The sequence below is a fragment of the Caulobacter sp. GW456-12-1-14-TSB4 genome (genome assembly GCF_059424195.1).
Genome location: NZ_JBWKZF010000010.1, coordinates 104,026 through 127,384 on the forward strand (window position 1 = coordinate 104,026; position 23,359 = coordinate 127,384).

Sequence of the window (23,359 nt, forward strand, 5' to 3'; positions counted from 1 at the left end):
GATATCTTTATGTCCGACGTCAGCGGGAGCGGAAGGTCGTCACCCAGTAATCGTCCGTAAGCCCACGACAGACCGAAAGCTCGGTGCGATCGACCAGGGCGAAGGCCTTGCCGGTCCAGGCATAGGTCGCCGCGATCCCGCAGTCGGCGATCCCCCGGCCCTTGGCGTAGCTGGAGAGCCTCTGCTTGTCGGTGTCGAAATCGGCGTTGGTGGCCATGGCCCGCTGTTCGGCGTCGCCCTCCCCGCCAAGGTCCGCCAGACGCGCGTGACCGCCCTGCTCGTCGGCCAGAACCAGGATCGAGGAGATCTGATAGGCGCCGACCCAGCAGGGGACCACCCACAGCACCACGCCCGGGGCCAGGCGGTTGGAGGTCGGCTCCTCGGGCGGGTGGGCTTCGCAATCCAGGGGCTTGAGCCGGGCCATCACGGCGGGCGGCGGAACCGAGCCCAATCCCGTCTGCGCGACCGGCTTGGCGGCGCGGATGACAGGCAAGGGCGGCGGCGCGGGCACGGCCGAAACCGGGGCCGGTCCCTTGGCGACCAGGGCGGTGACGCCGCCGGCGCGCTTCTGCTGGTCGTCGATCCAGCGCAGGGCGGCCGAGGCGCCGGAGAGGGAAACCGTCGCCACCGTGCGCCCGCCGGCCTTCAGGTCCAGCGCCTGGCCCTGGGCGATCGCGGCCAGCAGCGCCGGCGTCCGCGCCTGGACCACATCCCATTCGCGCAACTCGTCGTCGCCGCCCTCCGGCGGACCGGTGCGGGCCACGACCTTGCCGTCGAGGACGAGGTCCAGGGGACCCGCGACGCCCTTGCTGTCCTCGGCGTTGATCCCGACGTCCACCGAGGGAACGGCGCCAGCCTCGGCGTCGCGGCGCACGCGCAGGACCACCGCCTCGCCGTCGTCGGCCGGAAAGCCATAGGCGACGCAGACCCGGACGTTGTCGCAGGCCGCCCACCAGTCCTTGAAGGTCTTGTGGCTCTCGTCGGCGCGCGCGGAGCCGGCCAGCAGCAGCCCCGCCGCGAGGACCGCCGCGCGCAGCACTAGAAGCTCAGTTCCGGCTGCATGGCGCCGGGCTGCTGGGTCTCGGGGAGGTGACAGGTGAAGGTCGAGCCGGCGCCAGGCTCGCTCTCCAGGGCCACCCAGCCGCCGTGCAGCTCGACCAGCGCCTTGACCAAGGCCAGGCCCAGGCCCGGACCGCCGCGATCGCGACCGACGAAACGGTCGAAGATGTGGGCCTGGACGTGGAATGGCACGCCCCGGCCGGTGTCGGAGACGTCCAGCCGCACTTCGCCCAGGGCCCGGCGCGCCGACAGGGTGACGCGGCCGCCCGGCGGGGTCTGGCGCAGGGCGTTCTCGACCAGGTGGTCCAGGGTCTGGGCCAGGCGCTTGCCGTCACCGCGGATCAGGCCGACGTCCTCCTCGCACTCGACCGCCAGGGTGACGGCGCCCAGCTGGGCGTCCTTCAGGGCGTGTTCCTGGGCGTTGAGCAGCAGGTCGGTGACGCGGATGTCCTCGATCTCCAGCGCCATTTCGCCGGCGTCGATCTGGGCCATGTCCAGCACGTCGTCGATCGAGCGGGCCAGCTGGGTGGCGGCGGCGCGGACGGCGGCCACGTGGTTGCGGCCCCGCTCCGAAATCCCGTCGGCGCGCTCCAGCAGCTCGGAATAGCCGATGATCGTCGTCAGCGGCGTGCGCAGCTCGTAGGAGACGTTGCCCACGAAGTCGCGTTTCAGGCGCTCGGCCTCGGCCAGGGCGGCGGAGCGATCCGACAGCGCGTTCTGCAGATCGCGGGTGTCGGTGACGTCGGCGAAGGCGATCAGGGTCGCGCCGTCCGGCAGCGGCCGGCTCTGATAGACCACGATGCGATCGTCCGAGGTGCGGACCTCGCCCGAGGTCGGGGCGCGCATCTGCGGATCGGGATCGGCCACCCGCCCCTTCAGCTCGCGCCAGAAGGCCAGGTCGTGCAGGCGCGGCACGCACAGCTCGACCACGCCCTCGAAGTCGCCGGCCGCCTCCAGGGCGAAGGCGCTGACGTTCCAGAAGGTCTCGAACGCCTCGTTGTGCAGGCGCAGGCGGCCGTCCGAGCCGAACACGGCGACGGCGTCGTTCAGCTTGTCCAGCGTCGCCTGCTGCACCTGGATCAGGGCGTTGTACTGGGCCTTCAGGCGCAGCTCGCCGGTGATGTCGGAATAGATCAGCAGCATGCCGCCCAGCGGGTGCGGCTGGCGGACGACCTTCAGGGTGCGGCCATCGGGCAGGTGCCACAGGTCGTCGGCCTGGGGCCCCAGGTCCTCGTAGCGGGCCAGCTCGGCGGCCTTCCAGCCCGAATAGTCGATGCTCTCGGGCAGGCGGCGGCGCTGGCGCAGGCGGTCCAGGATCTCGCCATGGGTCGGACGGTCGCTCAGCCAGGCCGGCTCCAGGCCCCACAGCTCGGCGAACGAGGTGTTGTAGTAGGACAGGCGCCGCGTCTGACTGAAGATCGCCACGGCCTCGGCGATGTGGTTCAGGGTCTCGTCGTGGGCCTCGACGTGCTTCTTGAAGGCGTCGCGGACGTCCTCGATCTCGGTGACGTCCGCGCAGAACACGCCCACCCCGCCGCCTTCCAACGGCTGGGCCGACAGCCGGAACGCGCGGCGGCGGCCTTCCAGATTGATCCAGCGCACGGCCTCGCGGCGCTCGCCCTTCTCGACGGCCTCGACGACCAGGGCGTCGGCGGCGCGATCGAAGCTCTTGCCGGCCAGGGCGCCGGCCGAGGCCGAAACGGCGCCGACGGCGCGGAGGAAGGCGGTGTTGCCCCAGACGGCCTGGCCGTCGGCGCCGGCGACCCAGGCGGGTTCGGCCACGCTGTCGACGAAGGCGGCGAAGCGGGCCGCAGACGGCAGGCCGGAATCGCCGCCGCTGCCGGCCATCAGGCGCAGCCACGCCAGCGCGCCGGCCGCGCGGCCCTCGACCGAGATCCAGCCGCCCGCCCCGCGCGCTTCGAACGCGCAGGACTCACCGCGCTCGAACAGCGCCGTCAGCTTGTGAGCATGGTCGGGATCGGCCCCGCCCAGGGCGGCGATCACCGTATCGACCCGGGCCTCGACGCCCAGCACCTGGGCGCAGGCGGCCAGGCCCTCGGCCCCGGCGGCGAGATCGGCGCGGCCGCCCTCGACGGCGATCACGGCGGTGTCGAAGGCCTCGACCCAGGCGGGCGCGTCCAGCGTGTCGCCGCCTTGCAGGCCAAGGCGCGCGCGCAGAGCGGCGATACGGGTCTCATAGCCGCGGCGCTGGCCCAGCGACCACAGGGTGACGCAAATGGCGAGACAAACCGCGCCGGCTACCGCCGCGAGGATCAGGTCGTACGAAGTCATCAGGCGCGTCGCTTACCCCAGCGGGTCGTCGAATCAGAATCCCAGATTAGTCGGGCCATGACCAGAGCGCGATCTCGGGGAAGCGTGGCCATGCGTCGCGATTTCGTCGGGACACCAGGTGGCTTAACGCTCCAATCGCTCTATTTGGAGGCTCATGACCTGGTCCGACCGCCTCGCCCCGTCGCTCGACGACTTCGCCGCCCTGGCCCGGCAGGCCTTCGACGCCCTGCCCGACGACTTTCGCAAGCTCTCGGGCGAGGTGGTGATCCGCGTCGATGACTTCCCGGCCGAGGACGTCCTGGACAGCCTGGGCATCGAGGACCCGTTCGAGCTGACCGGCCTCTACCAGGGCGTGGACCTCGGCCACCGCTCGGTGCTGGACTACGGGACCGAGCCCTCGCGGGTGTTCCTCTATCGCCGCCCGATCCTGGACGAATGGGCCGAGCGCGGCGACGTCAGCCTCGGCGACCTGATCGCCCATGTGCTGGTCCACGAGATCGGCCACCATTTCGGCCTGTCGGACGACGACATCCACCGCATCGAGGACGAGGCATGAGCCTGTTTGACGTAGAGGCCTGGCGCGAGCGCATGGACGAGCGCTGGTTCGACACCGGCGCGGCCATGGCCGAAGCCGGCGCCGTCGATCTGGTGGCCATCGAGGACGAGAAGGTCACCGCCCACGTCACCGGCAGCGTCGGCGACCTGTATGTCGTGCAGCTGTGGGCCCCGGCCGGCGCGGGTTCGTGCACCTGTCCCGGCTTCGAGAAGTTCGGCGCCTGCAAGCACCAGGCGGCCGTGGTCACGGCGGCGAACGGGGCCGACCTGGCCAAGGTCCGCGAACGGATGGCCAAGCTGCGCGACGGTCTCGCGCTCGACAGCAAGGACGCCCTCATCGAACGCCTGGCCGAACTGGCGCGGGTCCAGCCGGCGGTGCTGGCGGCGCTGGAAGGCGCGCGGGACTAGTCCAGCGTCATGCCCGGCGGCGGCGGCGAGCGGGTCTGGGGACAGGTCGGCGAGCCATCGAAATGCACCCTGTATTCCGCGAAGGTCTGGGCGAACCCCATCGCCTTTCGCCGCTGGTCGACATTGGCGGGGTCCTCCATCGGATAGGGCCGCCACTTGCCGCCGTCGCAACGGAACTGCGAGCCATAGCGCTGGGGCCGGTCCTCGGAAATGGCCACGCGGTCGAACATCATGCCGTAGTTCTGCCCGTCGAATTCACCGGCCGGAACCAGGGTCTCGAGCGTCGGCAGGAAACGCTTCTGCGTCTGGAGGTCGGCATGCTGAACGATGTGGAAGGCCGTCCGCGCGGCCTTGCCGTACTTGCTGGTCAGGAACCACCCTTCCGGCGGGACCATCGTCAGCAAGGCCTTGAGGTTCTCATCATCCACGGCCTCGATGCGGGTCGAGGCGGCGTTCAGGGCCGCCCCGCGATCGGCCTCGGGAATCCGCGCGAAGTCGAACGTCGTGATGATCCGGCGCGGCGCCTGGTCCAGCTCGTTCAAGCGCTGGAGACGTTCGACATCCGTCCTTGCCGGCGGCAGGGCCGCGTTCTGCTCGCGGGCCTTGGCGATGGACTGCTCGATCGCCGTGACCAGTTCGCGCCCTTCCGGCGACGTCGGCATGTCGGTCGCGATGGCCGCGGCCAAGATCATCCAGAGCATGAACGTCCCCCTCGTTGAGGTGACGCTGCCAACGCACGGTGGCGGAATCTTGACGCGCCACCCAGGGGCGATCCGCGTCAGAGGAAATCGTCGATCGCCTTGCGCTTGGCCTTCGCTTTCGGCCGTTCCCACATCACGCCGGGATAACCCTTCAGCGGGACCAGCTTGCCGCCGCCGTATGCCCAGTCCGGGGCTTGATCCAAGGCGGTGTGGTAACGCGGCTCGCGGCCGGTCCGCGTGTCGAACAGGGCGCGCGGCAGGTTGATCATGGTCGGGGCGCGCTTGCGCTCCATGAAGATCGGCGTGCCGCAGCGTGAGCAGAAACCGCGCGTCGTGCCCTCATGTTCGTGGTGCGTGACGAGCTCCTCGCCCTCCAGCCAGCGGAAGCGGCTGCGATAGCTGGCGGTGTAGGTGACATAGGCGCAGCCCTGGGCGCGGCGGCTGGCGGCCGAATGGTCATGGAACGACCACCGCGCCGGCACGCCGATGGCCACCCGCACCGCGCCGCACGCGCACGCCCCCTCGGCTTCCTCGGCGGGCGGTTTGAGGGGCTTGGGCATGGCGGTCTCCGGCTGGTCGATTCCGGATAGTCCTTGCTGCTGCCGTATCTGTCAGGAGGGTAACTTGACCCGACGACGATCCTCCCGGCTCTCTTGAGGGTAGGGGAGAAACACATGGCCACCTGGTACGAACGCAACATCCTGCCCAAGCTGCTGTGCTGCGCCTGCGGCGCGCCGGCCATCCGCGAGCAGCGCGAGAAGATCGTGCCGCTGGCGCAGGGGCGCGTGCTGGAGCTGGGCATCGGCGGCGGCTTGAACCTGGCCTTCTACGACCCCGCCAAGGCGACCAGCGTCACCGGCGTCGATCCGCATCCCGAACTCCGAGCCATCGCCCAGGCCGCGCCGCGCGCCGAAGGCCTGGCGGTCGATGTTCAGGCCGGCGAAGCGGAGACCCTGCCGTTCGAGAACGCCAGCTTCGACACGGTGCTGTGCACCTTCACCCTGTGCTCGGTGCACTCGCCGTCGGCCGTGCTGTCCGAGGCCAAGCGGGTGCTGAAGCCTGGCGGCAAGTTCCTGTTCTGCGAGCACGGCCTGTCGCCCGACGCCGGCGTCTCGCGCTGGCAGCGGGGCCTGGAGCCGCTCTGGAAGCGGCTGGCCGGCGGCTGCCACCTGACCCGCCCCGTCACCACCGCCATCGAGGCGGCCGGCTTCAAGCTGGACGAGGCGCGCCGGTTCTATGTCGACAAGACCCCCAAGCCGCTGGGCTGGTGCGAACAGGGCGTCGCCAGCCTAGCCTAGGATTTTCTCGACCCAGGCCGGCACGACCTCACTGGCTGGGCCGTAGACCTTCTCGTCGAACACATAGGCATTCGCGGAAGGCTCCAGATTGATCTCGCAGGTGGCGATCCCCATCGCCCGCGCCTCATCGACGAAACCCGCCGCCGGATAGACCGAGCCCGAGGTGCCGATCGAGACGAAGAGGTCGGCTTCGGCTAGCGCGTCCCCAATCTCCTCCATGAACAGCGGCATCTCGCCGAACCACACCACGTGCGGCCGCGCGCCCTCGGCCCGGCCGCAGGCCTCGCAGACCGCCTCGGCCGTCAGCGGCTCGGCGTCCGGCCGCGTCGCCTGGCAGTGATGGCAGCGGGTCACCGCCAGCTCGCCGTGCATGTGGATCACGCGCTTCGATCCGGCCTTCTCGTGCAGGTCGTCGACGTTCTGGGTGCAGAGGAAGAGGTCATCGCCCAAGGCGGCCTCCAGTCGCGCCAGCGCGACATGGGCCGCGTTCGGTTGCGCGTCCGCGAGATTGGCGCGGCGGGCGTTGTAGAAGTCCCGCACCAGGGCCGGATTGCGCGCGAAACCCTGCGGCGTGGCGACCTCCGACAGGTCGTACTTCGTCCACACTCCATCCTTGTCGCGGAAGGTGCCCAGGCCGCTCTCGGCCGATACGCCGGCCCCGGTCAGCACGAAGATCTTCATTCCGTCCTCTGATTTTCCGCGCCGCAGCAAAGGTGACGCTGCCGTCATTTTTAATTTGACCCGCCCGCTCACTTGAGTTGACAGTGTTTAGATCGCCGAGAGACCGCGCAAGACGGACCCGGCGGGATGGACGTCACCCAGGCCGACAGGGAGCGCCGACATGACCGACAAGAACATCACCAAGGACGCCATGTACGACGCGGTCGCGCCGGACGATTTCGAGTCGATGCTCGAACTCGACCGCTACGGCAACCGCTCCAGCGCGTTCGACAAGATCATTTCCGCGACCCACGACCACTTCTGGGATCCGCTGGACAAGACCTATATCGACTTCGACGAGCCGTTCGACATGGAGAACCAGGCCCTGGTTCCCGAGGACATGGTCATCGCCCTGTCGACCGACTACGTCTCCAACCACCTGTCCGACCCGAAGACGCGCATCCGCTTCATCAACCAGTCGGTGCTGCGCAGCTTCTCGTCGATCCTGCACGGCGAGCAGGGCGCGCTGAACCTGTCGGCCAGCCTGTGCCACGTGCTGAAGGACCAGGGCGCGCAGGAATACGCCGCCAACCAGACGCGCGAGGAAGCCCGCCACGTCACGGCCTTCGCCAAATACATCAAGGCCCGCTGGGGCAAGCCGGTCGAGTGCGGCCCGGCCCTGAAGACCCTGCTGGTCGAGATCATCGGCGCGCCCGAGGTCTACAAGAAGATCATCGGCATGCAGATGCTGGTCGAAGGCCTGGCCATGGGCGCCTTCGCGACGTTCTACAACAATATCAACGACCCGGTCGGCAAGAAGCTGTTGCAGCTGGTCATGACCGACGAGGCCTTCCACCACAAGTTCGGGAAGATCTGGGCCGACCGCACCGTGCCCAAGCTGACGCCGGAAGAGCACGCCATCATCGAGGACTGGGCGGCGCACTGCTTCCAGACCCTGCTGTTCAACCTGGTCTCGCCGCACCAGCAGCTGGACCTCTATGCCGCGTTCGGCCTGGATCCCGACAAGGTGGTCGAGGAGTACGGGAAGATCATGACCGACGACGTACGTCGGGAGAACATGAAGGAGCAGACCAACATCTTCCGGGTGCTGGTCAAGACGCTGCTCAACGCCGGCATCATCACCGACCGCACCAAGGCCTTCTACGCCATGTACGTCGACATCGACGAACTGAAGAGCGAAGGCGACCGCATGGTCGGCGACGACATCGCCGAGGAAGGCATCCGCCACCTGCAGGCGATCAACTTCAAGGATCGGCCCCTGTCGGGCGTGAGTATCGCGGCCGAGTAAGAAAAAGGTCGGGCGTGAGCATCGCCGCCGAATAGTCGGAACTTCCGACAACCCACCGCGTTTGGGCGGACCGAGGCAAAGGTCCGCCCATGCTTTTCTCCAAGACCCTCGTGCTGATCCTGGCCGCGTCCGCGTTGAGCGGCAGCGTGGCCCTGGCGGGCGCACAACCGCCCGCCAAGCCCATCGCCGCCACGTTCTATTCCGGCCGCTGGTACGAGATCGCCCGCACGCCCAACGCCGGGCAGCGCGACTGCGAGGCCCCGACCACCGACTTCACGACGGAAGGCGGCAGCTTCAAGGTCCGCCAGATCTGCCATCGCGGCTCGGCCCTGGGTCCGGAGAAGGTGTTCTCGACCACCGGCAGGATCATCCAGGGCAGCCAGAACACCCGCTTCACGATGAGCTTCCTCGGGGGGCTGAAGAAGCAGGAATACTGGGTCCTCGACTGCGCCAACGACCACAGCTGGGCGATCATGGCCACGCCGGGCGGCAACTATGTCTGGCTGATCGCCCGCGCGCCCGACATGCCCGCCGCGTCGCAGGCCGTGGCGGTCGAGCGGGTTCGAGAACTGGGCTACGGCAAACTGGAATTCCCGCAGCACCCGCCTGGCGGGGCCGGCGCGTGAGGCCGCTCCTCGCCGCCTTGAGCGCCCTGGCCCTGACCGCCTGCGTCGCCGGCCCGGTCGGCAATCCCAACCCGCCGCAGCCGGCCAAGAGCGTCGACCTCGATCGCTATGCCGGCCGCTGGTACGAGGTCGCGCGCTACGACATGCGCTTCGAAAAGGGCTGCGAAGGCGTCACCGCCGACTATTCCAAGCGCCCCGACGGCCTGATCCGCGTGCTCAACACCTGCCATCAGGGCGCGGTCGATGGACCGGTCAAGGTGTCCGAAGGCAAGGCCAAGATCGCGGACGCGGCCACCAACGCCAAGCTGAAGGTCAGCTTCTTCGGCCCGTTCTTCGGCGACTACTGGGTGCTGGACCACGCCGACGACTACAGCTGGTCGATCGTCGGCGAGGGCTCGGGGAAGTACCTCTGGCTGCTCTCGCGCAAGCGCCCCGCCGACGCCGACCGCGCGGCGCTGACGGCCCGGGCCAAGGCGCTGGGCTATGACACGGCGCTGCTGCGGCCGACGAAACAGCCCGCCCCCTAGTCGATCAGGCCCAGCGCGATCAGGCTCTCCGCCGAGGCCACGATCGCCTCCTCGGCCGGGCGTGGCGACCAGCCCAGCAGGCGGATGGCCTTTTCGCTGGTGGCGTTCATGGTGACGCCCAGGAACGGGACCAGGGCCTTGAGGGCCGGATTGCCGGCCGCGGCGCCCAGGCGGACGACCGTGTTGGGGATGTCCTTGGTCGTGACCTTGGCGGCGGCCGCGCCCATCCGGCGCTTCAACACCGCCGCCACTTCGCGCATCCACAGACTCTCGCCGGCGATGGCCAGGAAGCGCTCGCCGTTGGCGGCCGGGTGGGTCATGGCGCGCAGGTGCAGGTCGGCCACATCCCGAGCGTCGACGAAGCCGGAATTGACCTTCGGGCAGCCCGGCAGGCCATCCAGCATCTGCTTGATCAGCCGGATGGAGTGCGAATAGTCCGCGCCCAGCACCGGACCCATGACGGCGGTGGGGTTGACGGCCGACAGCTCCATCCCCCGCCCCTCGGCCCGGATGAACTCCCAGGCGGCGCGTTCGGACAGGGTCTTGGATTTCTGGTAGGGCGCGACCTTGTCGTTCAGCTCGCTCCAGTCGGTCTCGTTGAACGGCCGCGTCATCGGCGCGTGGCCCATGCCGACCGCGCCGAAGGCCGAGGTCAGCACCACCCGCTTGACCCCCGCGTCCCGCGCCGCCCGCAGCACCCGGAAATTGCCCTCGACGGCGGGGACGATCCATTCGTCCTCGCTGGCGTAGTCGCCCGACGGCGTGGGCGAGGCGCCGTGCAGGACATAGGCGCAGCCCTCGACGGCCTCGGCCCAGCCGCGATCGTCCTCCAGGTCGGCCGTGGCGAACTCCAGGCGCTCGCCCGGCTCGGCGCCGCCGACTTTCAGATAGGCCCGCACCTCGGCCTCGCGGGCGGGCGTCCGCAAGGTGGTGCGCACGCGATAGCCTTGGGCCAGCAGGGCCAGAATGCAGTGCTGGGCGATGAAGCCCGTGCCGCCGGTCACCAGAACCAGATCGTCTCGCATGGATGTCTCCTGATCGATGGCCAGAAGCTATCGACCGACGTCGGGACGGAGAATGCTTGTCGATCCGCATTACTTTCGCGAAAATCCGAGAATGATCATCGACCCGTTCTCCGAGATCCTCAGCCTGACCCAGGCCCGGGCCGTCCACGCTGGCGGCTTCTCGGCCGGCGGGCCGTGGGCCATCCGCTTCCGCTCGCGCCACCGCATCAAGATGTCGGTCGTGCGGCATGGCGGCTGCTGGTTCTGGTTCGAGGACGAGCCGGAGACGGCGGTGCGGCTGGAGGCCGGCGACATCGGCCTGCTCACCGCTCAGCGCACCTATGTCATGGCCAGCGCGCCCCAGAGCGCTTTGGGGCTCGAGCCCGTCGAGGCGACCAGCCTGTTTCCCTCGACGGGCCTGGTGAACGAGGTGCTGGGCGACGGCGCGGACTTCGGCTTCATCGGCGGCCATCTCCTGCTCAATCCATTGAACGGCGGACTGCTGGCCGACGTCCTGCCGCCCTGGCTGCACATCAAGGGCGGATCGCCGGAGGCCGCCGCCTTCGGCTGGCTGCTCACCCGGCTGATCGACGAGGCGGCCGGCCAGCGGCCCGGCGCCCAACTGGCCTCGGAGCACCTGGCCCAGCTGCTGTTCACCGAAATCCTGCGCTCGCACCTCGACACCGGCGGGCCGCTGCCGGCCGGCTGGCTGCGGGCCCTGGCGGACGCACGGACCGCCCCGGCGCTGCGCCTGATGCACGGCGAGCCCGGCCGGGACTGGGGCCTGGAGGACCTCGCCAAGGCCTGCGCCATGTCGCGGACCTCGTTCGCCGCCCACTTCAAGACGGTGTCGGGCAAGGCGCCGCTGACCTATCTGACGGAATGGCGGATGCGCCTGGCCGAGCGGGCGCTGCGCGAGGACACCACCGCCGTGGCGGTGATCGGCCAGTCCCTGGGCTATTCGTCGGAAAGCGCCTTCAGCAACGCCTTCAAGCGCGTGACCGGCAGCTCGCCGCGCGCCTATCGCGGCCTCGCGAGGCAGGCGTGGGTCGCGGCCTAAGTCCACTTGTCACGCGAACAAAGCTGGAACATGATCGCGCCGTGGACGTGATCATCGACATGCGGCCGTCGCGGCCCGAGACGACCCTCACCGTGACCCGCGGCGCCGCGCGGCTGCTGATCGACCTGGGCTACGCGCCACTGGCCGAGGTGACCTTGCCGAACGGACGACGGGCCGACCTGATGGCGCTGGGTCCCAAGGGCGACGTGCTGATCGTCGAGGTGAAGTCGGGATTGGAGGACTTCCGGGTCGACCGGAAGTGGGGCGAATACGCGCCCTATTGCGACGCGTTCTATTTCGCCGTCGCGCCGCATTTTCCGGAAGGCATCCTGCCGGACGAACCGGGGCTGGTCGTCGCCGACGGCTTCGGCGGCGCGGTCGTGCGCGAGGCGCCGGTCACGCCGCTGGCGCCGGCCCGTCGCAAGGCGCTGACGCTGGCGTTTGCGCGCCTCGCGGCCTTGCGGGCCGCGGGCGTGAACGCGGAGCGGTTGACGCTCTGAAGGACCGAAACCCCGCCTGGAGTTTATCCTCGGGCCGACCTTGGTCGGACCCGGGGGACAAGCTCAGGGTGAGGTTTCTAGTGATCCGCAGTCGTCCTCATCCTGAGCTTGTCGAAGGACGAGGACGGGCCCGCTAGTCCAGATTCCGCGCGATCAGGAAACCAACGCCGAGCCCGATCGCGAACGCGCCGAGCGCGACACCAACCGGATGCTCTTCAGCGGCGTGGTGAGCCACCTGCGCCTTGTCGCGGGCATAGGCCGCGCCGACCTTGGCCTTTTCCGAGGCGAAGGTGCGGGTCTGCTGGGCGACTTCGCTGGCGGTCTCGCGGGCCGACTTCACGGCCTTGGTGACCGCTTCCTTGGCCTGCTTGGTCTTTTCGGCGGTCGTCTTCTTCGCGCCATCCAGCGCGGCGGCGGCCGACGAGGTGTCGGGGGTGAAGCTGCTGATATCCGTCATGGGGGAGGCTCCTCGGCTTGACTGGGACCTAACCCCTGGGACGCGGTTTAGTTCTCTCGCACCACCTTCAAAACCGCTTCCCCATAACGGTCCAGCTTGCCTTGGCCGACCCCACCGGACTTGCCGAGCGCCGCCAGGGTGGCCGGGCGCGCGGCGGCGATCTCGGCCAGGGTGGCGTCGTGGAAGATGACATAGGGCGGCACATGCTGGGCCTGGGCCTGCTCCTTGCGCCAGGCGCGCAGGGCCTCGAACAGGAGCTGGTTCTCGAGCGGGATGGTGAGAGCCTTGCCCTCGCGGCGCTTGCGCGCGCCCGTGGCGCGGCCGGTCTCGGGGGCCTCGGCCATCTGGCGCAGGGCCACGCGGCGCTCGCTGCGATAGACCTGGCGCACGCCCTCGACGTCGCCCAGACCGATCAGCGGCCGGCCGTCATTGGGGTCCTCGCGCAACAGGCCCTCGAAGATCAGGGTGTCGAAGAGGTCGCGCCACACCGGCTGGCTGAACTCGCGGCCGATGCCGAAGGTCGGCAGTTGCGCCTCCTGCGGCGTGACGTCCTTGGTCTTGCCCATCAGGTGCTCGATCAGCCGTCCGCGCCCGAACCGGCCGCCCATGCGGTGGACGGCCGACAGCGCCTTCTGGGCCGCCTCGGTGGCGTCGATCCCGGTCGGCGGCGCGACGCAGATATCGCAGACGCCGCAGGGGGCCACGCCCTCCTCGCCGAAATAGCGGCGGACAGCGGCGGCGCGGCAGGTGACGCCCTCCATCATCGAATAGAATTGGCGCAGCTTGCGCGACTGGGCGTGCTTGACCTCGTCGGGCGCGTCCCTGGTGTCGATGCGGCGGCCGGCCCAGGCCATGTCGGCGGATCCGTAGAGGGTGATGCCCTCGGCCGGCTGGCCGTCGCGGCCAGCGCGGCCGACCTCCTGCCAATAGGCCTCGATGGCGGCCGGCGGGTCGGCGTGGATCACGAAGCGGACGTCGGGCTTGTCGACGCCCATGCCGAACGCGATCGTCGCCACCATCACCGCGGCGTCGGCCTCCAGGAAATCCTCCAGCCGCTTGGCGCGGACGGCCTTGTCGAGGCCGGCATGGTAGGCCAGGGCCGCGACGCCCTCGGCATTGAGCTTCTCGGCCAGCTTCTCGGTGGAGTCGCGGCTGCCGGCATAGACGACGCCGGCCCGGCCGGGACGCTCCAGGACGAGCTCGACCACGCGGTCATGGCCCTTGCCGCGCTTGCGCTCGGCGCTCAGGGCCAGCTCGGGGCGAGCGAAGCTGTCGACGAACTCGGCCGCGCCCTGCAGGCGCAGTTCGGCGCGGATGTCGTCGCGGGTGCGGGCGTCGGCGGTGGCGGTGACCGCCAGGCGCGGCACATTGGGGAACAGCTCCGCGAGACGACCCATCATCCGGTATTCGGGCCGGAAGTCATGACCCCACTGGCTGACGCAGTGGGCCTCGTCGACGGCGATCAGGGCCAGGTCCGTGCGCGACAGCCGGTCCAGCATCCACGGCTGCATCAAGCCCTCGGGCGAGAGGTACAGCATGTCGACCTCGCCGGCGTTGACGCGCCGCCAGATGTCGCCGCGCTCTTCCATCGAGACGTTGCTGTCCAGCCGTTCGGCCGCCACGCCCGCCTGGCGCAGGCCCTGGACCTGGTCGGCCATCAGGGCGATCAACGGCGAGATCACCAAACCGAGGCCAGGCCGGATCAACGACGGGATCTGGTAGCACAGCGACTTGCCGCCGCCGGTGGGCAGCACGGCCATGGCGCTGTGGCCGGCCAGGATCTCGCTGATCACCCCGGCCTGCATGCCTCGGAAGTCGGCATGGCCAAAAGTGCGCCGCAGGACGTCGCGGGCGTGGTCGAGTTCGGGGGATTCGGGAGGAACGTACACGGGGGCTCTTTTGACAGCCTCGGGCGGCGAGGCCAAGCACGACTGGTCGCCGTCTGACGGAGCTAGGAACGCCATGGTCGTTCGCCGTTTGTTTCCTCAATTAGAAGTGGCAACATGGCGCCGAGAGAGCGCCGCCACAAGCGCGCCTTAAGCTTCGTTCACTTCTCGTCAATCTTGTCGCGCGTTGTGTGGGCTTGGGCTAAACGAAACGCGCTTGAGATCGACGCGCGGGATACAGGACGACCATGGCGAACGGACCCTTCGGCGGGAACAAGGCGGCTCGGCCGCAGCGCACCCCGCTCCAGGCGCTCGTCTATTGGAGTACGGTCCTGGGCGTCTGGGGCCTGATCTTCGTCGTCGCCTTCTTCGCGGTGTTCGCCAGCGACCTGCCCGACACGTCCAAGCTCTACGACGTCAAGCGTCAGCCCTCGATCAACTATCTGGACCGTTCGGGCGCCCTGCTCGCGGTGCGCGGCAGCCAGTACGCGCCGCCGGTCGATATCGACGCCCTGCCGGACTATGTGCCGGCCGCCTTCGTGGCGATCGAGGACCGCCAGTTCTATCACCACATCGGCTTCAACCCCTGGGGCATCGTCCGGTCGCTGGCGTGGAACGCCACCCATGACGGCCCCCAGCGCGGCGGCTCGACCATCACCCAGCAGCTGGCCCGCAACCTGTTCCTGAGCCCGGCCCAGAACTATCGCCGCAAGGCCCAGGAGCTGATCCTGGCCGTCTGGCTGGAGCTGAAGTTCAGCAAGAAGCAGATCCTGGCCCTCTATATGAACCGGGTCTATTTCGGCGCCGGCGCCTACGGCATCGAGGCCGCCTCGCAGCGCTATTTCAACAAGCCCGCCAAGGACCTGACCATCGGCGAGTCGGCCCTGCTGGCCGGCATGATGAAGGGCCCGGCCCGCTATTCGCCGGTCTCGGCCAAGGAACGCGCCGCCCGCCGCGCCACGATCGTTCTCGATGAGATGGTGCGCATCAAGGCCATCACGCCCGAGCAGCGCGACGAGGCCTTCAAGACCCCCGTGCAGGTCTCGGCCACCCTGGCCAACCAGCGCGCCCAGTACTTCACCGACTATATCGACGCCCAGGTCCGCTCGCTGGTCGGCGAACCGACCGAGGACCTCGTCGTCGAGACCACTCTGGACCTGCCGATCCAGGTCTCGGCCGAGCGCGCCGTGAAGCTGGGCGTCGACGGCCACGAGGCGCAAGGGGTGCAGCAAGCGGCCCTGGTCGCCATCGACGGCGAAGGCCGCATCCGCGCCTATGTGGGCGGCGCCGACTACGCCGAGACCCAGTTCGACCGCGCCACCACCGCCCGCCGCCAGGCCGGCTCGGCCTTCAAGCCGTTCGTCTACCTGACCGCCATGGAACAGGGCCGCACGCCCGCCGTGATGGTCGTCGACGAGCCGGTCAAGATCGGCAACTGGGAGCCGAAGAACTACACCAACAAGTACCTCGGCCCGATCACCCTGCAGACGGCCCTGGCCCAGTCGATCAACACGGTCGCCGCGCGCCTGGCCAACGAGGTCGGCACCAGCAACGTCGCCGCCACCGCCCGTCGCCTCGGCATCACCAGCAAGATCCAGCTGGACCCGTCGATGGCGCTGGGCGCGGTCGAGGTCTCGCCGATGGAGATGGCCCAGGCCTACGCCCCGTTCTCGAACGGCGGCTTCCTGGCCAAGGGCTACGGCATCGAACGGATCCGCACCGCCAGCGGCAAGGTCCTCTATGACCATGGCGTCGACAAGCAGGCCCGCTCGGCGGTGATCGGCTCGCCGGCCCTGCAGTACATGAACCAGATGATGCGCCAGGTCGTGGCCTCGGGCACCGGCACGCGCGCCAAGGTCGCCGGCTACGACATCGCCGGCAAGACCGGCACGACCAGCGACTACAAGGACGCCTGGTTCGTCGGCTACACCGGCGGCTTCGTCACCGCCGTCTGGACCGGCAAGGACGACAACACGCCCATGAAGCGTGTCACCGGCGGCGGCGCGCCCGCCGAGGTCTGGCGCACCTTCATGGCCGCCGCCCTGCCCCGCCTGAAGGCCACCCCGATCCCGGGCGGCACGGTCGAGCCGCCTCCGGTCGAGAACACCGACCCGATCGGGGATTTGATGAACCCGACGCCGGGACCGGAAGGTCCCGCCGCCGAGACCCCGGCCGGCACCGCCCCGCCGGTGGATCAGCTGCCTTACTGATAGATGCTCCCCTTCCGGGGGAGCTGTCGCGGAGCGACTGAGGAGGCCATCTGGGCATAGGCCGCGCTGCCCCTCCGCCCCTCCAGGCCACCTCCCCCAACGGGGGAGGATCTTCCATCCTAGGCCCCGATCGCGTGCAGCTCCGCCGCGTGGGCGCGCAGCCACGCGCGGTGGGGCGCTGGATCACCGGCCAGTTCCTCGCACAGCGCCCAGAAGCGCGGCCCGTGATTGGCCTCGATCAGGTGGGCGCATTCGTGGGCGGCGACGTAGTCGGCCACCACCGCCGGGGCCAGGATCAGCCGCCAGCTGTAGCGGATCGCCGCCGGCGTACGCGAGGTGGCCGGACGGCAGGAGCCCCAGCGCGCCTTCGGATCGGCCACCGCCACCGACGGCATCGGCCGGCCGAGCGCCGCCGCATGGATGGCGGTGCGCTCGGTCAGCACGGAAAGCGCCTCGCGCTTGGCCAGGCGGATGACCTTCAGGCTCCAGTTGGCGTCGTCGGGCGCGACGATGCGGTCGCCGTCGATCCTGGCGCGGCCGGAACCGACCTCCAGCCGATAGGCCTGGTCGTTCAGGCGCAGGACGCCGCCGGGGGCCAGGTTCATCCGCTCGGGCAGGGCCGCCAGCTGCTTGGCGATCCAGCCGGACTTCTCCTGGGCGAAGGCCACGGCCTCGTTCAGGCGCTTGAGGTTGGGGGCCAGGGCGACGATCTCGGACTTGGCCCTGTCGACGCGCAGCGAAATCCGCCGCGCCCGGCCGTCCACCCGCAGGCGAACCGGCCAGCCGCCGATCTCCAGTCGATCACCGTCGGAAAAACGTTGGGCCTTGAGCGCGAACATCAGCGCCTAAGATCGTGTGCGCCGAGGCTCGCCGCAAGCGTCCTTAGCGTTACGCCTCTTCCTCGAAGTGCGGGTCGCACTTGCGGATGAACTTGCGCACGCGCGGATAGATCTCTTCCCGGAAGCGGCGGCCGTTGAACACGCCGTAGTGGCCGACATTGGGCTGGACATAGTCCAGCTTCAGGTCGTCGGGAATGTTCGCGCACAGGGTGTGGGCGGCTTGGGTCTGGCCGATGCCGGAGATGTCGTCGTTCTCGCCCTCGACCGTCATCAGGCCGATGTCGGTGATGGCTTCCGGCTTCACCAGGGTCCCGCGATGCATCAGCTCGCCCTTCGGCAGCAGGTACTGCTGGAAGACGATGTCGATGGTCTGGAGGTAGAACTCCTCCGTCAGGTCCAGGACCGACAGATACTCGTCGTAGAACTCCAGGTGCTTGTCGGCGCTGTCGCCGTCGCCCTTCACCAGGTCGGTGAAGTAGCGACGGTGGGCCTCCTGGTGACGCTCGGCGTTCATGCTCATGAAGCTGGCCAGCTGCACGAAGCCCGGATAGACGCGCCGGCCCGCGCCCGGATAGGGCGGCGGCACCGTGTAGATCATGTTCGACTGGAACCAGGTGAACGGCTTTTCCTCGGCCAGCTGGTTGGTCACGGTCGGCGACAGGCGCGCGTCGATCGGCGAGCCCATGAAGGTCATGCTGGCCGGGCGCGACGGGTGGTTCTGCTCGGCCATCAGGGCGGCGGCGGCCAGCACCGGCGGACCCGGCTGGCAGACGGCCACCACGTTCGGACGCGGGCCCAGCGCGGCCAGCATCTGGATGATGTGGTCGATATAGTCGTGGAAGTCGAAGCGGCCTTCCAGCACCGAGACGTTGCGGGCGTTGACCCAGTCGACGATGAACACCGAATGGTCGGGCAGGAACGCCTCGACCGTACCCCGCAACAAGGTCGCATAGTGGCCCGACAGCGGCGCGACGATCAGCACGGCGGGGTCGAGGCTGAACTTGCCGGCCCGGCGCATGTCGGCCATGTCTCGGTCGAACTGGATCACGCGCGCCCAGGCGCTCTGCCAGACGATGGTCTCGCGGACGCGGACGTCGACCTGACCGATCTTGACCGTGTCGATGCCCCACTTCGGCTTGCCGTAGCGCCGGGTGATGTTGGCGAACAGGTCCGCCCCGGCGTGCAGGCGCCGGCCCACGGCCGTGTCGGCGGCCGGATTCAGCGGCGATCCCCAGAAATCCCGGGCCGCCAGCGCCATCTGGCGCATCGGGGTGGAGGCGTAATAAGCCGCTTCGTGAAGAGCGTAGAGCATGGCGCATCCGCGATGTTGCATCGCAACATAGCACGTCAGAACCTAACGGAGTCTACCTTTCGCAGCGATTTGCGCCGCGTCATGGCGTCGCTTCACGGTGAGGTGGTAGCGGTCACGGGGCTCGCCGCTTCAGAGCGCCGCCCGCAGCCAGACGAGATCATCCAGGCCGGTAGCCTTGAGATCGATGTCATCGCCTGCCAGCGTTCCGTACTGAAAGCCTTCCAGACAGTCCGGGTACCCGTCCTTCAGCCACAGGACGAAGCCCATGATCAGGACCTCGCCTCCGACCCCGATCTCGGCGTTGGGCGCATCGACCATCTGCATCGCCACGGGCGGCAGGACCCTCTCGACCTCGAACGTTGTGTAGAAACCGTGGCCGGTATTGTCCCGCTCGGTCAGCCTCGCCGTCGCCAGAAGTGCGCCCAACCATTCAGCGACGCCGGGCTCAGCGTCGCACATCTGGGCGAAAACCGTCCGCTCGAGACCCGTGAACTCCAAAGGCGCTCCTACCCCTCGCGCATCGCGTCCGAAATCCGCCGTGCGATGTCGGCCGGCGGCAGGTTGTAGGGGATCACCGTCTTGAAGCGGCCCTTCTCGTCCATCAGGTAGATCGCCGTCGAGTGGTCCATGGTGTAGCCGGGGCCGTCGCCGACCTTGGCGTAATAGACCTTGTAGGCCTTGGCCGCCGCCTGGACCTGTTCCTGGGTCCCCGTCAGGCCGATCGTCGTCTTGGGCACATAGTCGGCCGACAGGTAGGTCTTCATCTGCTCGGGCGTGTCGCGGGCCGGGTCGATCGAGATGAAGACGATCTGCAGGTCCTTGGCCTTGGGGCCCAGCTGGTCGGTCGCCGCCGACAGGCCTTGCAGCGTGCCCGGGCAGACATCGGGGCAATAGGTGAAACCGAAGAACACCGCGCTCCATTTACCCTTCAGCGCCTTCTCGGTGGTCGGGGCGCCGTCCTGGTTCACGAGCTGGAACGGTCCGCCCACCGTCACGGCGGGCTCGGACTGAAACACCCCGGCGCGCCACGCCAGGCCAGCGGTCACCGCGAGGCCCACGACGCAGGCCAGGATCAGGAGAAGGCGATGACGAGGCATGTGCATTTCATCCTTTTATTGCCGCTTGTCCTTTTGCTCTCGCAAAGCGCGCAATTCTGGACAATCCTGCGACCATGACTGACGTATCGTTCGCGAGAACGCCCGACGATCAGCGTCACAGAGGGCTCGATAAGCCCGGTGACGAACCGGCGCAAGACGACGCCTGGTCCTGGACGGCTCCAGGGCTGCGTCGCGGACGCTTAAGGGTACGCACACTTCTGGCGCAGCGCTGGCTATGGGTGGTCGGCCAGACCGCCGTCCTGCTGATTTCCGGCCTGGCCCTGAAGCTGCAGGTGCCGTGGGCGCTGTGCTTCACCCTGATCGCCCTGTCGGCCTGGCTGAACGTGCTGCTGGGCCTGGCGTCCAGCGGCCAGCGCCTGGCCCGAGACGGCGAGGCCACCGCCCAGATCGCCTTCGACATCCTGCAGCTGTCGGGGCTGATCTACCTGACCGGCGGGGCGCACAATCCCTTCGCCCTGCTGCTGATCGCGCCGGTGACCCTGGCGGCGGCGACCCTGCCGGCCCGCTACGCCATCGGCCTGGGGGCGCTGGCCATCGCCTCGACGGTTCTGCTGGCCCTCTTCCACATGCCGCTGCCGATCGTGAACGGCCAGCCCTGGCCCTACACCCCCAGCCCGCTGATGCTGTGGACCATCGTGGCGGCGCGGATCGTCGGCATCATCCTGACGGCGGCCTATGCCTGGCAGGCGGCCAGCGAGTCCGCGCGGATGGAGCTGGCCCTCAACGTCACCGAGACCGTGCTGGCCCGCGAGCAGAGGCTCTCGGCCCTGGGCGCCCTGGCCGCCGCCGCCGCTCACGAGCTGGGCACGCCGCTGGCGACCATCTCGGTCGTGGCCCGCGAGATGGCGCGCGGCGCGCCCGACGACCAGACCCGCGAGGACGCCGAACTGCTGATCGGCCAGGCCGCCCGCTGCCGCGAGATCCTCCAGCGCCTGACCGAGATGCCCGAGGCCACCGACGCGGTGCACGAGCGCATGAGCCTGGTCCAGCTGGTCCAGGACGTGATCGAACCGCACCTGGTGCACGGCGTGCGCGTGGAGGCGGTCGTCAACGGCCCGTCCGGCGAGACCGCGCCCGACATCTGGCGGCGCCCGGAAATCATCCACGCCATGACCTCGATCGTCGAGAACGCCGTCGATTTCGCGCGTGGCGAGGTGCTGGTGATCGCCCGTTTCGACGCCCGCTACATCGTCATCGAGGCGCGCGACGACGGTCCGGGCTTCTCGCCCGAGGTGCTGGCCAAGCTGGGCGAGCCCTATGTCACGACACGTCCGGGCGCGGAAGGCTCGCGGACGGGGCATATCGGCATGGGTCTAGGCTTCTTCATCGCAAAGACCTTGCTGGAACGAACGGGCGCGACGGTGGATTTCCGTAATGGTCGCCGGGGTGGGGCGGTCGTTTCGGCGCGCTGGCCTCGGCCGGCCTTAGAGGCCCCCGGCTTTACGGGGGCTTGAGTGTTTCGCGGAAGCGCGAAAGTATGGGTTGTTATTTGGCCTGTTGAGTATTGGCGCTGGGGAGGCGCGGACTTCTATGGCGGATATCGGTGAGCTGGTTTCGGCGCTGCCGGACAAGACGCTGCTACTGTTGGACGATGACGCTCCGCTGCGGACCCGATTGGGTCGCGCGCTGGAGCAGCGTGGGTTCGAGGTGACCTTGGCCGCTTCCGTGGCCGAGGCCCTGACGATCCTGCGCAGTCATGCGCCGGCCCACGCGGTGCTGGACATGCGGCTGGAGGATGGCTCGGGCCTGAAGGTCGTCGAGGCCGTGCGCGACGCCCGCGCCGACGCCAAGGTCATCATGCTGACCGGCTATGGCAACATCGCCACGGCGGTGGCGGCGGTGAAGGCGGGGGTGGTCGATTACCTGTCCAAGCCGGCCGACGCCGACGACGTGGCTCGCGCCCTTCTGGCCGCCAAGGACGCCGCCCCGGCCCCGCCGGAAAACCCGATGAGCGCCGACCGCGTGCGGTGGGAGCACATCCAGCGCGTCTACGAGATGTGCGGCCACAACGTGTCGGAAACGGCCCGGCGGCTGAACATGCACCGGCGGACCTTGCAGCGGATCCTGGCGAAGCGCGCGCCGCGGTAGATGCTCCCCCTTCGGGGGAGCTGTCGCGGAGCGACTGAGGGGGCAGCGCCGGCATAGGCAATGCTTGGCGCGATCTGGGTTAGCGCCGCGCTGCCCCCTCCGGCCCTCTGGGCCACCTCCCCCAGCGGGGGAGGAGAACCCGTCAGCGCATCACATCGCCGATATACCCCCGTCGACCTTGATCTCGGCGCCGGTCATGAACTTGCTCTCGTCGCTGGCGAGATAGAGCACCGCGTTGGCGATGTCGTTCGGCTCGCCGATGCGGCCCAGCGGCACCTGGCGGGCCAGCTTGGCGAAGGCCTCCTCCTTGCCGAACCGGGCCGAGAACCCGTCCAGGATCGGCGTGTCGATGAAGGTCGGGTGGATGGAGTTCGAGCGGATGTCGAGCTTCATCTTGGCGCAGTACAGCGCGATGTTCTTGCTCAGCAGCCAGACCGCCGCCTTCGAGGCGTTGTAGGCCGGCGAATTGCCGTTGGCGATCAGGCCGGCGATCGAACTCAGATTGATGATCGAGCCCGGCTGATGGGCGCGCATGTGAGTCAGGGCGTGCTTGGCGCCCAGGAACACCGAGTCGACATTGACCGACATGACCTTCTTCCAGAGCCCGAAATCCAGGCTCTCGATGGGCCCATCGCCGCCGATGCCGGCGTTGTTGACCAGCACCGAAAGGCCGCCCAGATCGCCGGCGGCCTTTTCCAGCACCTCGATCCACTGGTCTTCCTGGGTGACATCCAGCTGATAGGCGAAGGCCGTGCCCGCGCCGTGGGCGGCGTTGATCTCGTCGGCCACGGCCTGCGCGCCGGCCAGGTTCAGGTCGGCCAGGGCGACCTTGGCGCCTTCGCTGGCCAGCATCCGCCCGGCCGCCGCGCCCAACCCTTGCGCCCCGCCGGTGATGAAGGCCTTCTTGCCGGCGACCCGGCCCGTGCTCTGCGCCATGCGGCGTCCTCCCGATTATAATTCAAACGGGAGTTTGAACTGGGATGGAACGCGAGGGAAGGGCCGATCTTGAGCGCCCCCTCCGTCACAGCGCGTATTCGCGCCACGCCACCTCCCCCGTTTCACGGGTGAGGAGAAGACACCCATCTCCTCCCCTGCGAAGCGGGGGAGGTGGATCGCTGCGGATACGCAGCGAGACGGAGGGGGCGCTTAGGCCGCCGCCCCGTCCATGAACTTCGCCAGTTGCACGTCCAGTTCCGTCACGCCGTCCGCGTCATGCGTCGTCAGCAGCACCTCGACGCGGTTGTAGACGTTGAACCACTCGGGGTGATGGTCGAGCTTGTCGGCCATCAGGGCCACGCGGGTCATGAAGCCGAAGGCTTCGTTGAAGTCGCCGAACTTGAACGTCTTCGCGATCGCGTCCTTGTGGTCCGGCGCGGCGCTCCAGCCGTCGAGCTGGGCGATCGCGGCTTGCGCGCCGATCTTGGGACGGGACATGGGCTTCCTCCGAAGG

General features: G+C 68.8%; 25 protein-coding genes. 11 read left to right on the forward strand and 14 right to left on the reverse strand.

Annotation, left to right across the window (positions count from 1 at the left end; translation table 11 throughout):
• Nucleotides 1–19: 19 nt before the first annotated feature.
• Both AC07YH_RS11935 and divL read right to left on the reverse strand, forming a co-directional pair.
• Nucleotides 20–1,039: a DUF1176 domain-containing protein gene (locus AC07YH_RS11935; protein ID WP_494747203.1), complete on the reverse strand. Its 1,020-nt coding sequence runs from the start codon at nucleotides 1,037–1,039 to the stop codon at nucleotides 20–22.
• Complete coding sequence (divL, locus tag AC07YH_RS11940) at nucleotides 1,039–3,351, reverse strand: cell cycle protein kinase DivL (protein WP_494747204.1); 2,313 nt, start codon at nucleotides 3,349–3,351, stop codon at nucleotides 1,039–1,041. The genes AC07YH_RS11935 and divL overlap by 1 nt, the downstream gene beginning before the upstream one ends.
• 154 nt (nucleotides 3,352–3,505) lie before the next feature.
• Between divL and AC07YH_RS11945 the strand changes: the two genes are divergently transcribed.
• Nucleotides 3,506–3,907, forward strand: a complete 402-nt coding sequence (locus tag AC07YH_RS11945) for a metallopeptidase family protein (RefSeq protein ID WP_494747205.1) — start codon at nucleotides 3,506–3,508, stop codon at nucleotides 3,905–3,907.
• The gene (locus AC07YH_RS11950; protein WP_494747206.1) at nucleotides 3,904–4,314 is read left to right on the forward strand and encodes an SWIM zinc finger family protein; all 411 of its coding nucleotides are present in this window, start codon (nucleotides 3,904–3,906) and stop codon (nucleotides 4,312–4,314) included. The genes AC07YH_RS11945 and AC07YH_RS11950 overlap by 4 nt, the downstream gene beginning before the upstream one ends.
• Here AC07YH_RS11950 and AC07YH_RS11955 read toward each other — a convergent pair.
• Entirely contained in the window at nucleotides 4,311–5,015 is a 705-nt protein-coding gene (locus AC07YH_RS11955; protein WP_494747207.1) for a DUF6624 domain-containing protein, read from the reverse strand. The two genes, AC07YH_RS11950 and AC07YH_RS11955, sit on opposite strands and share 4 nt — an antisense overlap.
• A gap of 77 nt (nucleotides 5,016–5,092) precedes the next feature.
• Entirely contained in the window at nucleotides 5,093–5,575 is a 483-nt protein-coding gene (locus AC07YH_RS11960) for a GFA family protein (protein WP_494747208.1), read from the reverse strand.
• A gap of 114 nt (nucleotides 5,576–5,689) precedes the next feature.
• Between AC07YH_RS11960 and AC07YH_RS11965 the strand changes: the two genes are divergently transcribed.
• Entirely contained in the window at nucleotides 5,690–6,313 is a 624-nt protein-coding gene (locus AC07YH_RS11965) for a class I SAM-dependent methyltransferase (protein WP_494747209.1), read from the forward strand.
• On the opposite strand, the gene AC07YH_RS11970 is transcribed toward AC07YH_RS11965, so the two are convergent.
• Nucleotides 6,305–6,994 (reverse strand): NAD-dependent deacylase, encoded by a 690-nt coding sequence (locus AC07YH_RS11970; RefSeq protein WP_494747210.1) that lies wholly within the window; start codon nucleotides 6,992–6,994, stop codon nucleotides 6,305–6,307. The two genes, AC07YH_RS11965 and AC07YH_RS11970, sit on opposite strands and share 9 nt — an antisense overlap.
• A 160-nt stretch (nucleotides 6,995–7,154) precedes the next feature.
• Here AC07YH_RS11970 and AC07YH_RS11975 point away from each other — a divergent pair, with 160 nt between their 5' ends.
• From AC07YH_RS11975 to AC07YH_RS11985, 3 genes are all read left to right on the forward strand, one after another.
• Nucleotides 7,155–8,282, forward strand: coding sequence for a ferritin-like domain-containing protein (locus AC07YH_RS11975; RefSeq protein ID WP_494747211.1), 1,128 nt, complete (start codon nucleotides 7,155–7,157; stop codon nucleotides 8,280–8,282).
• Nucleotides 8,283–8,371: 89 nt separating this feature from the next.
• The gene (locus AC07YH_RS11980; protein WP_494747212.1) at nucleotides 8,372–8,908 is read left to right on the forward strand and encodes a lipocalin family protein; all 537 of its coding nucleotides are present in this window, start codon (nucleotides 8,372–8,374) and stop codon (nucleotides 8,906–8,908) included.
• Complete coding sequence (locus tag AC07YH_RS11985; protein WP_494747213.1) at nucleotides 8,905–9,435, forward strand: lipocalin family protein; 531 nt, start codon at nucleotides 8,905–8,907, stop codon at nucleotides 9,433–9,435. The genes AC07YH_RS11980 and AC07YH_RS11985 overlap by 4 nt, the downstream gene beginning before the upstream one ends.
• Here the strand turns inward: AC07YH_RS11985 and AC07YH_RS11990 are convergent.
• Nucleotides 9,432–10,460 carry an SDR family oxidoreductase gene (locus AC07YH_RS11990; RefSeq protein ID WP_494747214.1) on the reverse strand — a complete coding sequence of 343 codons (1,029 nt, stop codon included), beginning with the start codon at nucleotides 10,458–10,460 and terminating at the stop codon, nucleotides 9,432–9,434. The two genes, AC07YH_RS11985 and AC07YH_RS11990, sit on opposite strands and share 4 nt — an antisense overlap.
• Nucleotides 10,461–10,551: 91 nt before the next feature.
• Here AC07YH_RS11990 and AC07YH_RS11995 point away from each other — a divergent pair, with 91 nt between their 5' ends.
• On the forward strand, nucleotides 10,552–11,499 hold the full coding sequence (locus AC07YH_RS11995) for an AraC family transcriptional regulator (RefSeq protein ID WP_494747215.1): 948 nt from the start codon (nucleotides 10,552–10,554) through the stop codon (nucleotides 11,497–11,499).
• Between the two features lie 41 nt (nucleotides 11,500–11,540).
• Nucleotides 11,541–11,999, forward strand: coding sequence for a DNA repair putative endonuclease MmcB (gene mmcB / locus AC07YH_RS12000; RefSeq protein WP_494747216.1), 459 nt, complete (start codon nucleotides 11,541–11,543; stop codon nucleotides 11,997–11,999).
• A gap of 133 nt (nucleotides 12,000–12,132) precedes the next feature.
• On the opposite strand, the gene AC07YH_RS12005 is transcribed toward mmcB, so the two are convergent.
• Together AC07YH_RS12005 and recQ are read right to left on the reverse strand one after the other, a co-directional pair.
• Nucleotides 12,133–12,456: a hypothetical protein gene (locus AC07YH_RS12005; RefSeq protein ID WP_494747217.1), complete on the reverse strand. Its 324-nt coding sequence runs from the start codon at nucleotides 12,454–12,456 to the stop codon at nucleotides 12,133–12,135.
• 47 nt (nucleotides 12,457–12,503) lie between these two features.
• A complete protein-coding gene (recQ, locus tag AC07YH_RS12010) occupies nucleotides 12,504–14,345 on the reverse strand; it encodes a DNA helicase RecQ (protein ID WP_494747218.1) in 1,842 nt (613 codons plus the stop codon).
• A gap of 245 nt (nucleotides 14,346–14,590) precedes the next feature.
• Here recQ and AC07YH_RS12015 point away from each other — a divergent pair, with 245 nt between their 5' ends.
• Nucleotides 14,591–16,552 carry a transglycosylase domain-containing protein gene (locus tag AC07YH_RS12015; protein WP_494747219.1) on the forward strand — a complete coding sequence of 654 codons (1,962 nt, stop codon included), beginning with the start codon at nucleotides 14,591–14,593 and terminating at the stop codon, nucleotides 16,550–16,552.
• A gap of 119 nt (nucleotides 16,553–16,671) precedes the next feature.
• Here the strand turns inward: AC07YH_RS12015 and AC07YH_RS12020 are convergent, their stop codons facing one another.
• The 4 genes from AC07YH_RS12020 to AC07YH_RS12035 form a co-directional block, all read right to left on the reverse strand.
• Nucleotides 16,672–17,391 (reverse strand): M48 family metallopeptidase, encoded by a 720-nt coding sequence (locus AC07YH_RS12020; RefSeq protein WP_494747220.1) that lies wholly within the window; start codon nucleotides 17,389–17,391, stop codon nucleotides 16,672–16,674.
• A 49-nt stretch (nucleotides 17,392–17,440) separates the two neighbouring features.
• Complete coding sequence (locus tag AC07YH_RS12025; RefSeq protein ID WP_494747221.1) at nucleotides 17,441–18,703, reverse strand: polyhydroxyalkanoate depolymerase; 1,263 nt, start codon at nucleotides 18,701–18,703, stop codon at nucleotides 17,441–17,443.
• Nucleotides 18,704–18,832: 129 nt separating this feature from the next.
• Entirely contained in the window at nucleotides 18,833–19,201 is a 369-nt protein-coding gene (locus AC07YH_RS12030) for a hypothetical protein (RefSeq protein WP_494747222.1), read from the reverse strand.
• Between the two features lie 8 nt (nucleotides 19,202–19,209).
• Nucleotides 19,210–19,800 (reverse strand): SCO family protein, encoded by a 591-nt coding sequence (locus AC07YH_RS12035; RefSeq protein ID WP_494747223.1) that lies wholly within the window; start codon nucleotides 19,798–19,800, stop codon nucleotides 19,210–19,212.
• 74 nt (nucleotides 19,801–19,874) lie between these two features.
• Between AC07YH_RS12035 and AC07YH_RS12040 the strand changes: the two genes are divergently transcribed.
• On the forward strand, nucleotides 19,875–21,275 hold the full coding sequence (locus AC07YH_RS12040; RefSeq protein WP_494747224.1) for an ActS/PrrB/RegB family redox-sensitive histidine kinase: 1,401 nt from the start codon (nucleotides 19,875–19,877) through the stop codon (nucleotides 21,273–21,275).
• A 76-nt stretch (nucleotides 21,276–21,351) separates the two neighbouring features.
• Nucleotides 21,352–21,909 (forward strand): stationary phase response regulator transcription factor SpdR, encoded by a 558-nt coding sequence (gene spdR / locus AC07YH_RS12045; protein WP_494623259.1) that lies wholly within the window; start codon nucleotides 21,352–21,354, stop codon nucleotides 21,907–21,909.
• 150 nt (nucleotides 21,910–22,059) lie between these two features.
• Here the strand turns inward: spdR and AC07YH_RS12050 are convergent, their stop codons facing one another.
• Entirely contained in the window at nucleotides 22,060–22,845 is a 786-nt protein-coding gene (locus tag AC07YH_RS12050; RefSeq protein ID WP_494747225.1) for an SDR family oxidoreductase, read from the reverse strand.
• A 210-nt stretch (nucleotides 22,846–23,055) separates the two neighbouring features.
• On the reverse strand, nucleotides 23,056–23,343 hold the full coding sequence (locus AC07YH_RS12055; RefSeq protein ID WP_494747226.1) for a 4a-hydroxytetrahydrobiopterin dehydratase: 288 nt from the start codon (nucleotides 23,341–23,343) through the stop codon (nucleotides 23,056–23,058).
• Nucleotides 23,344–23,359: the final 16 nt, after the last annotated feature.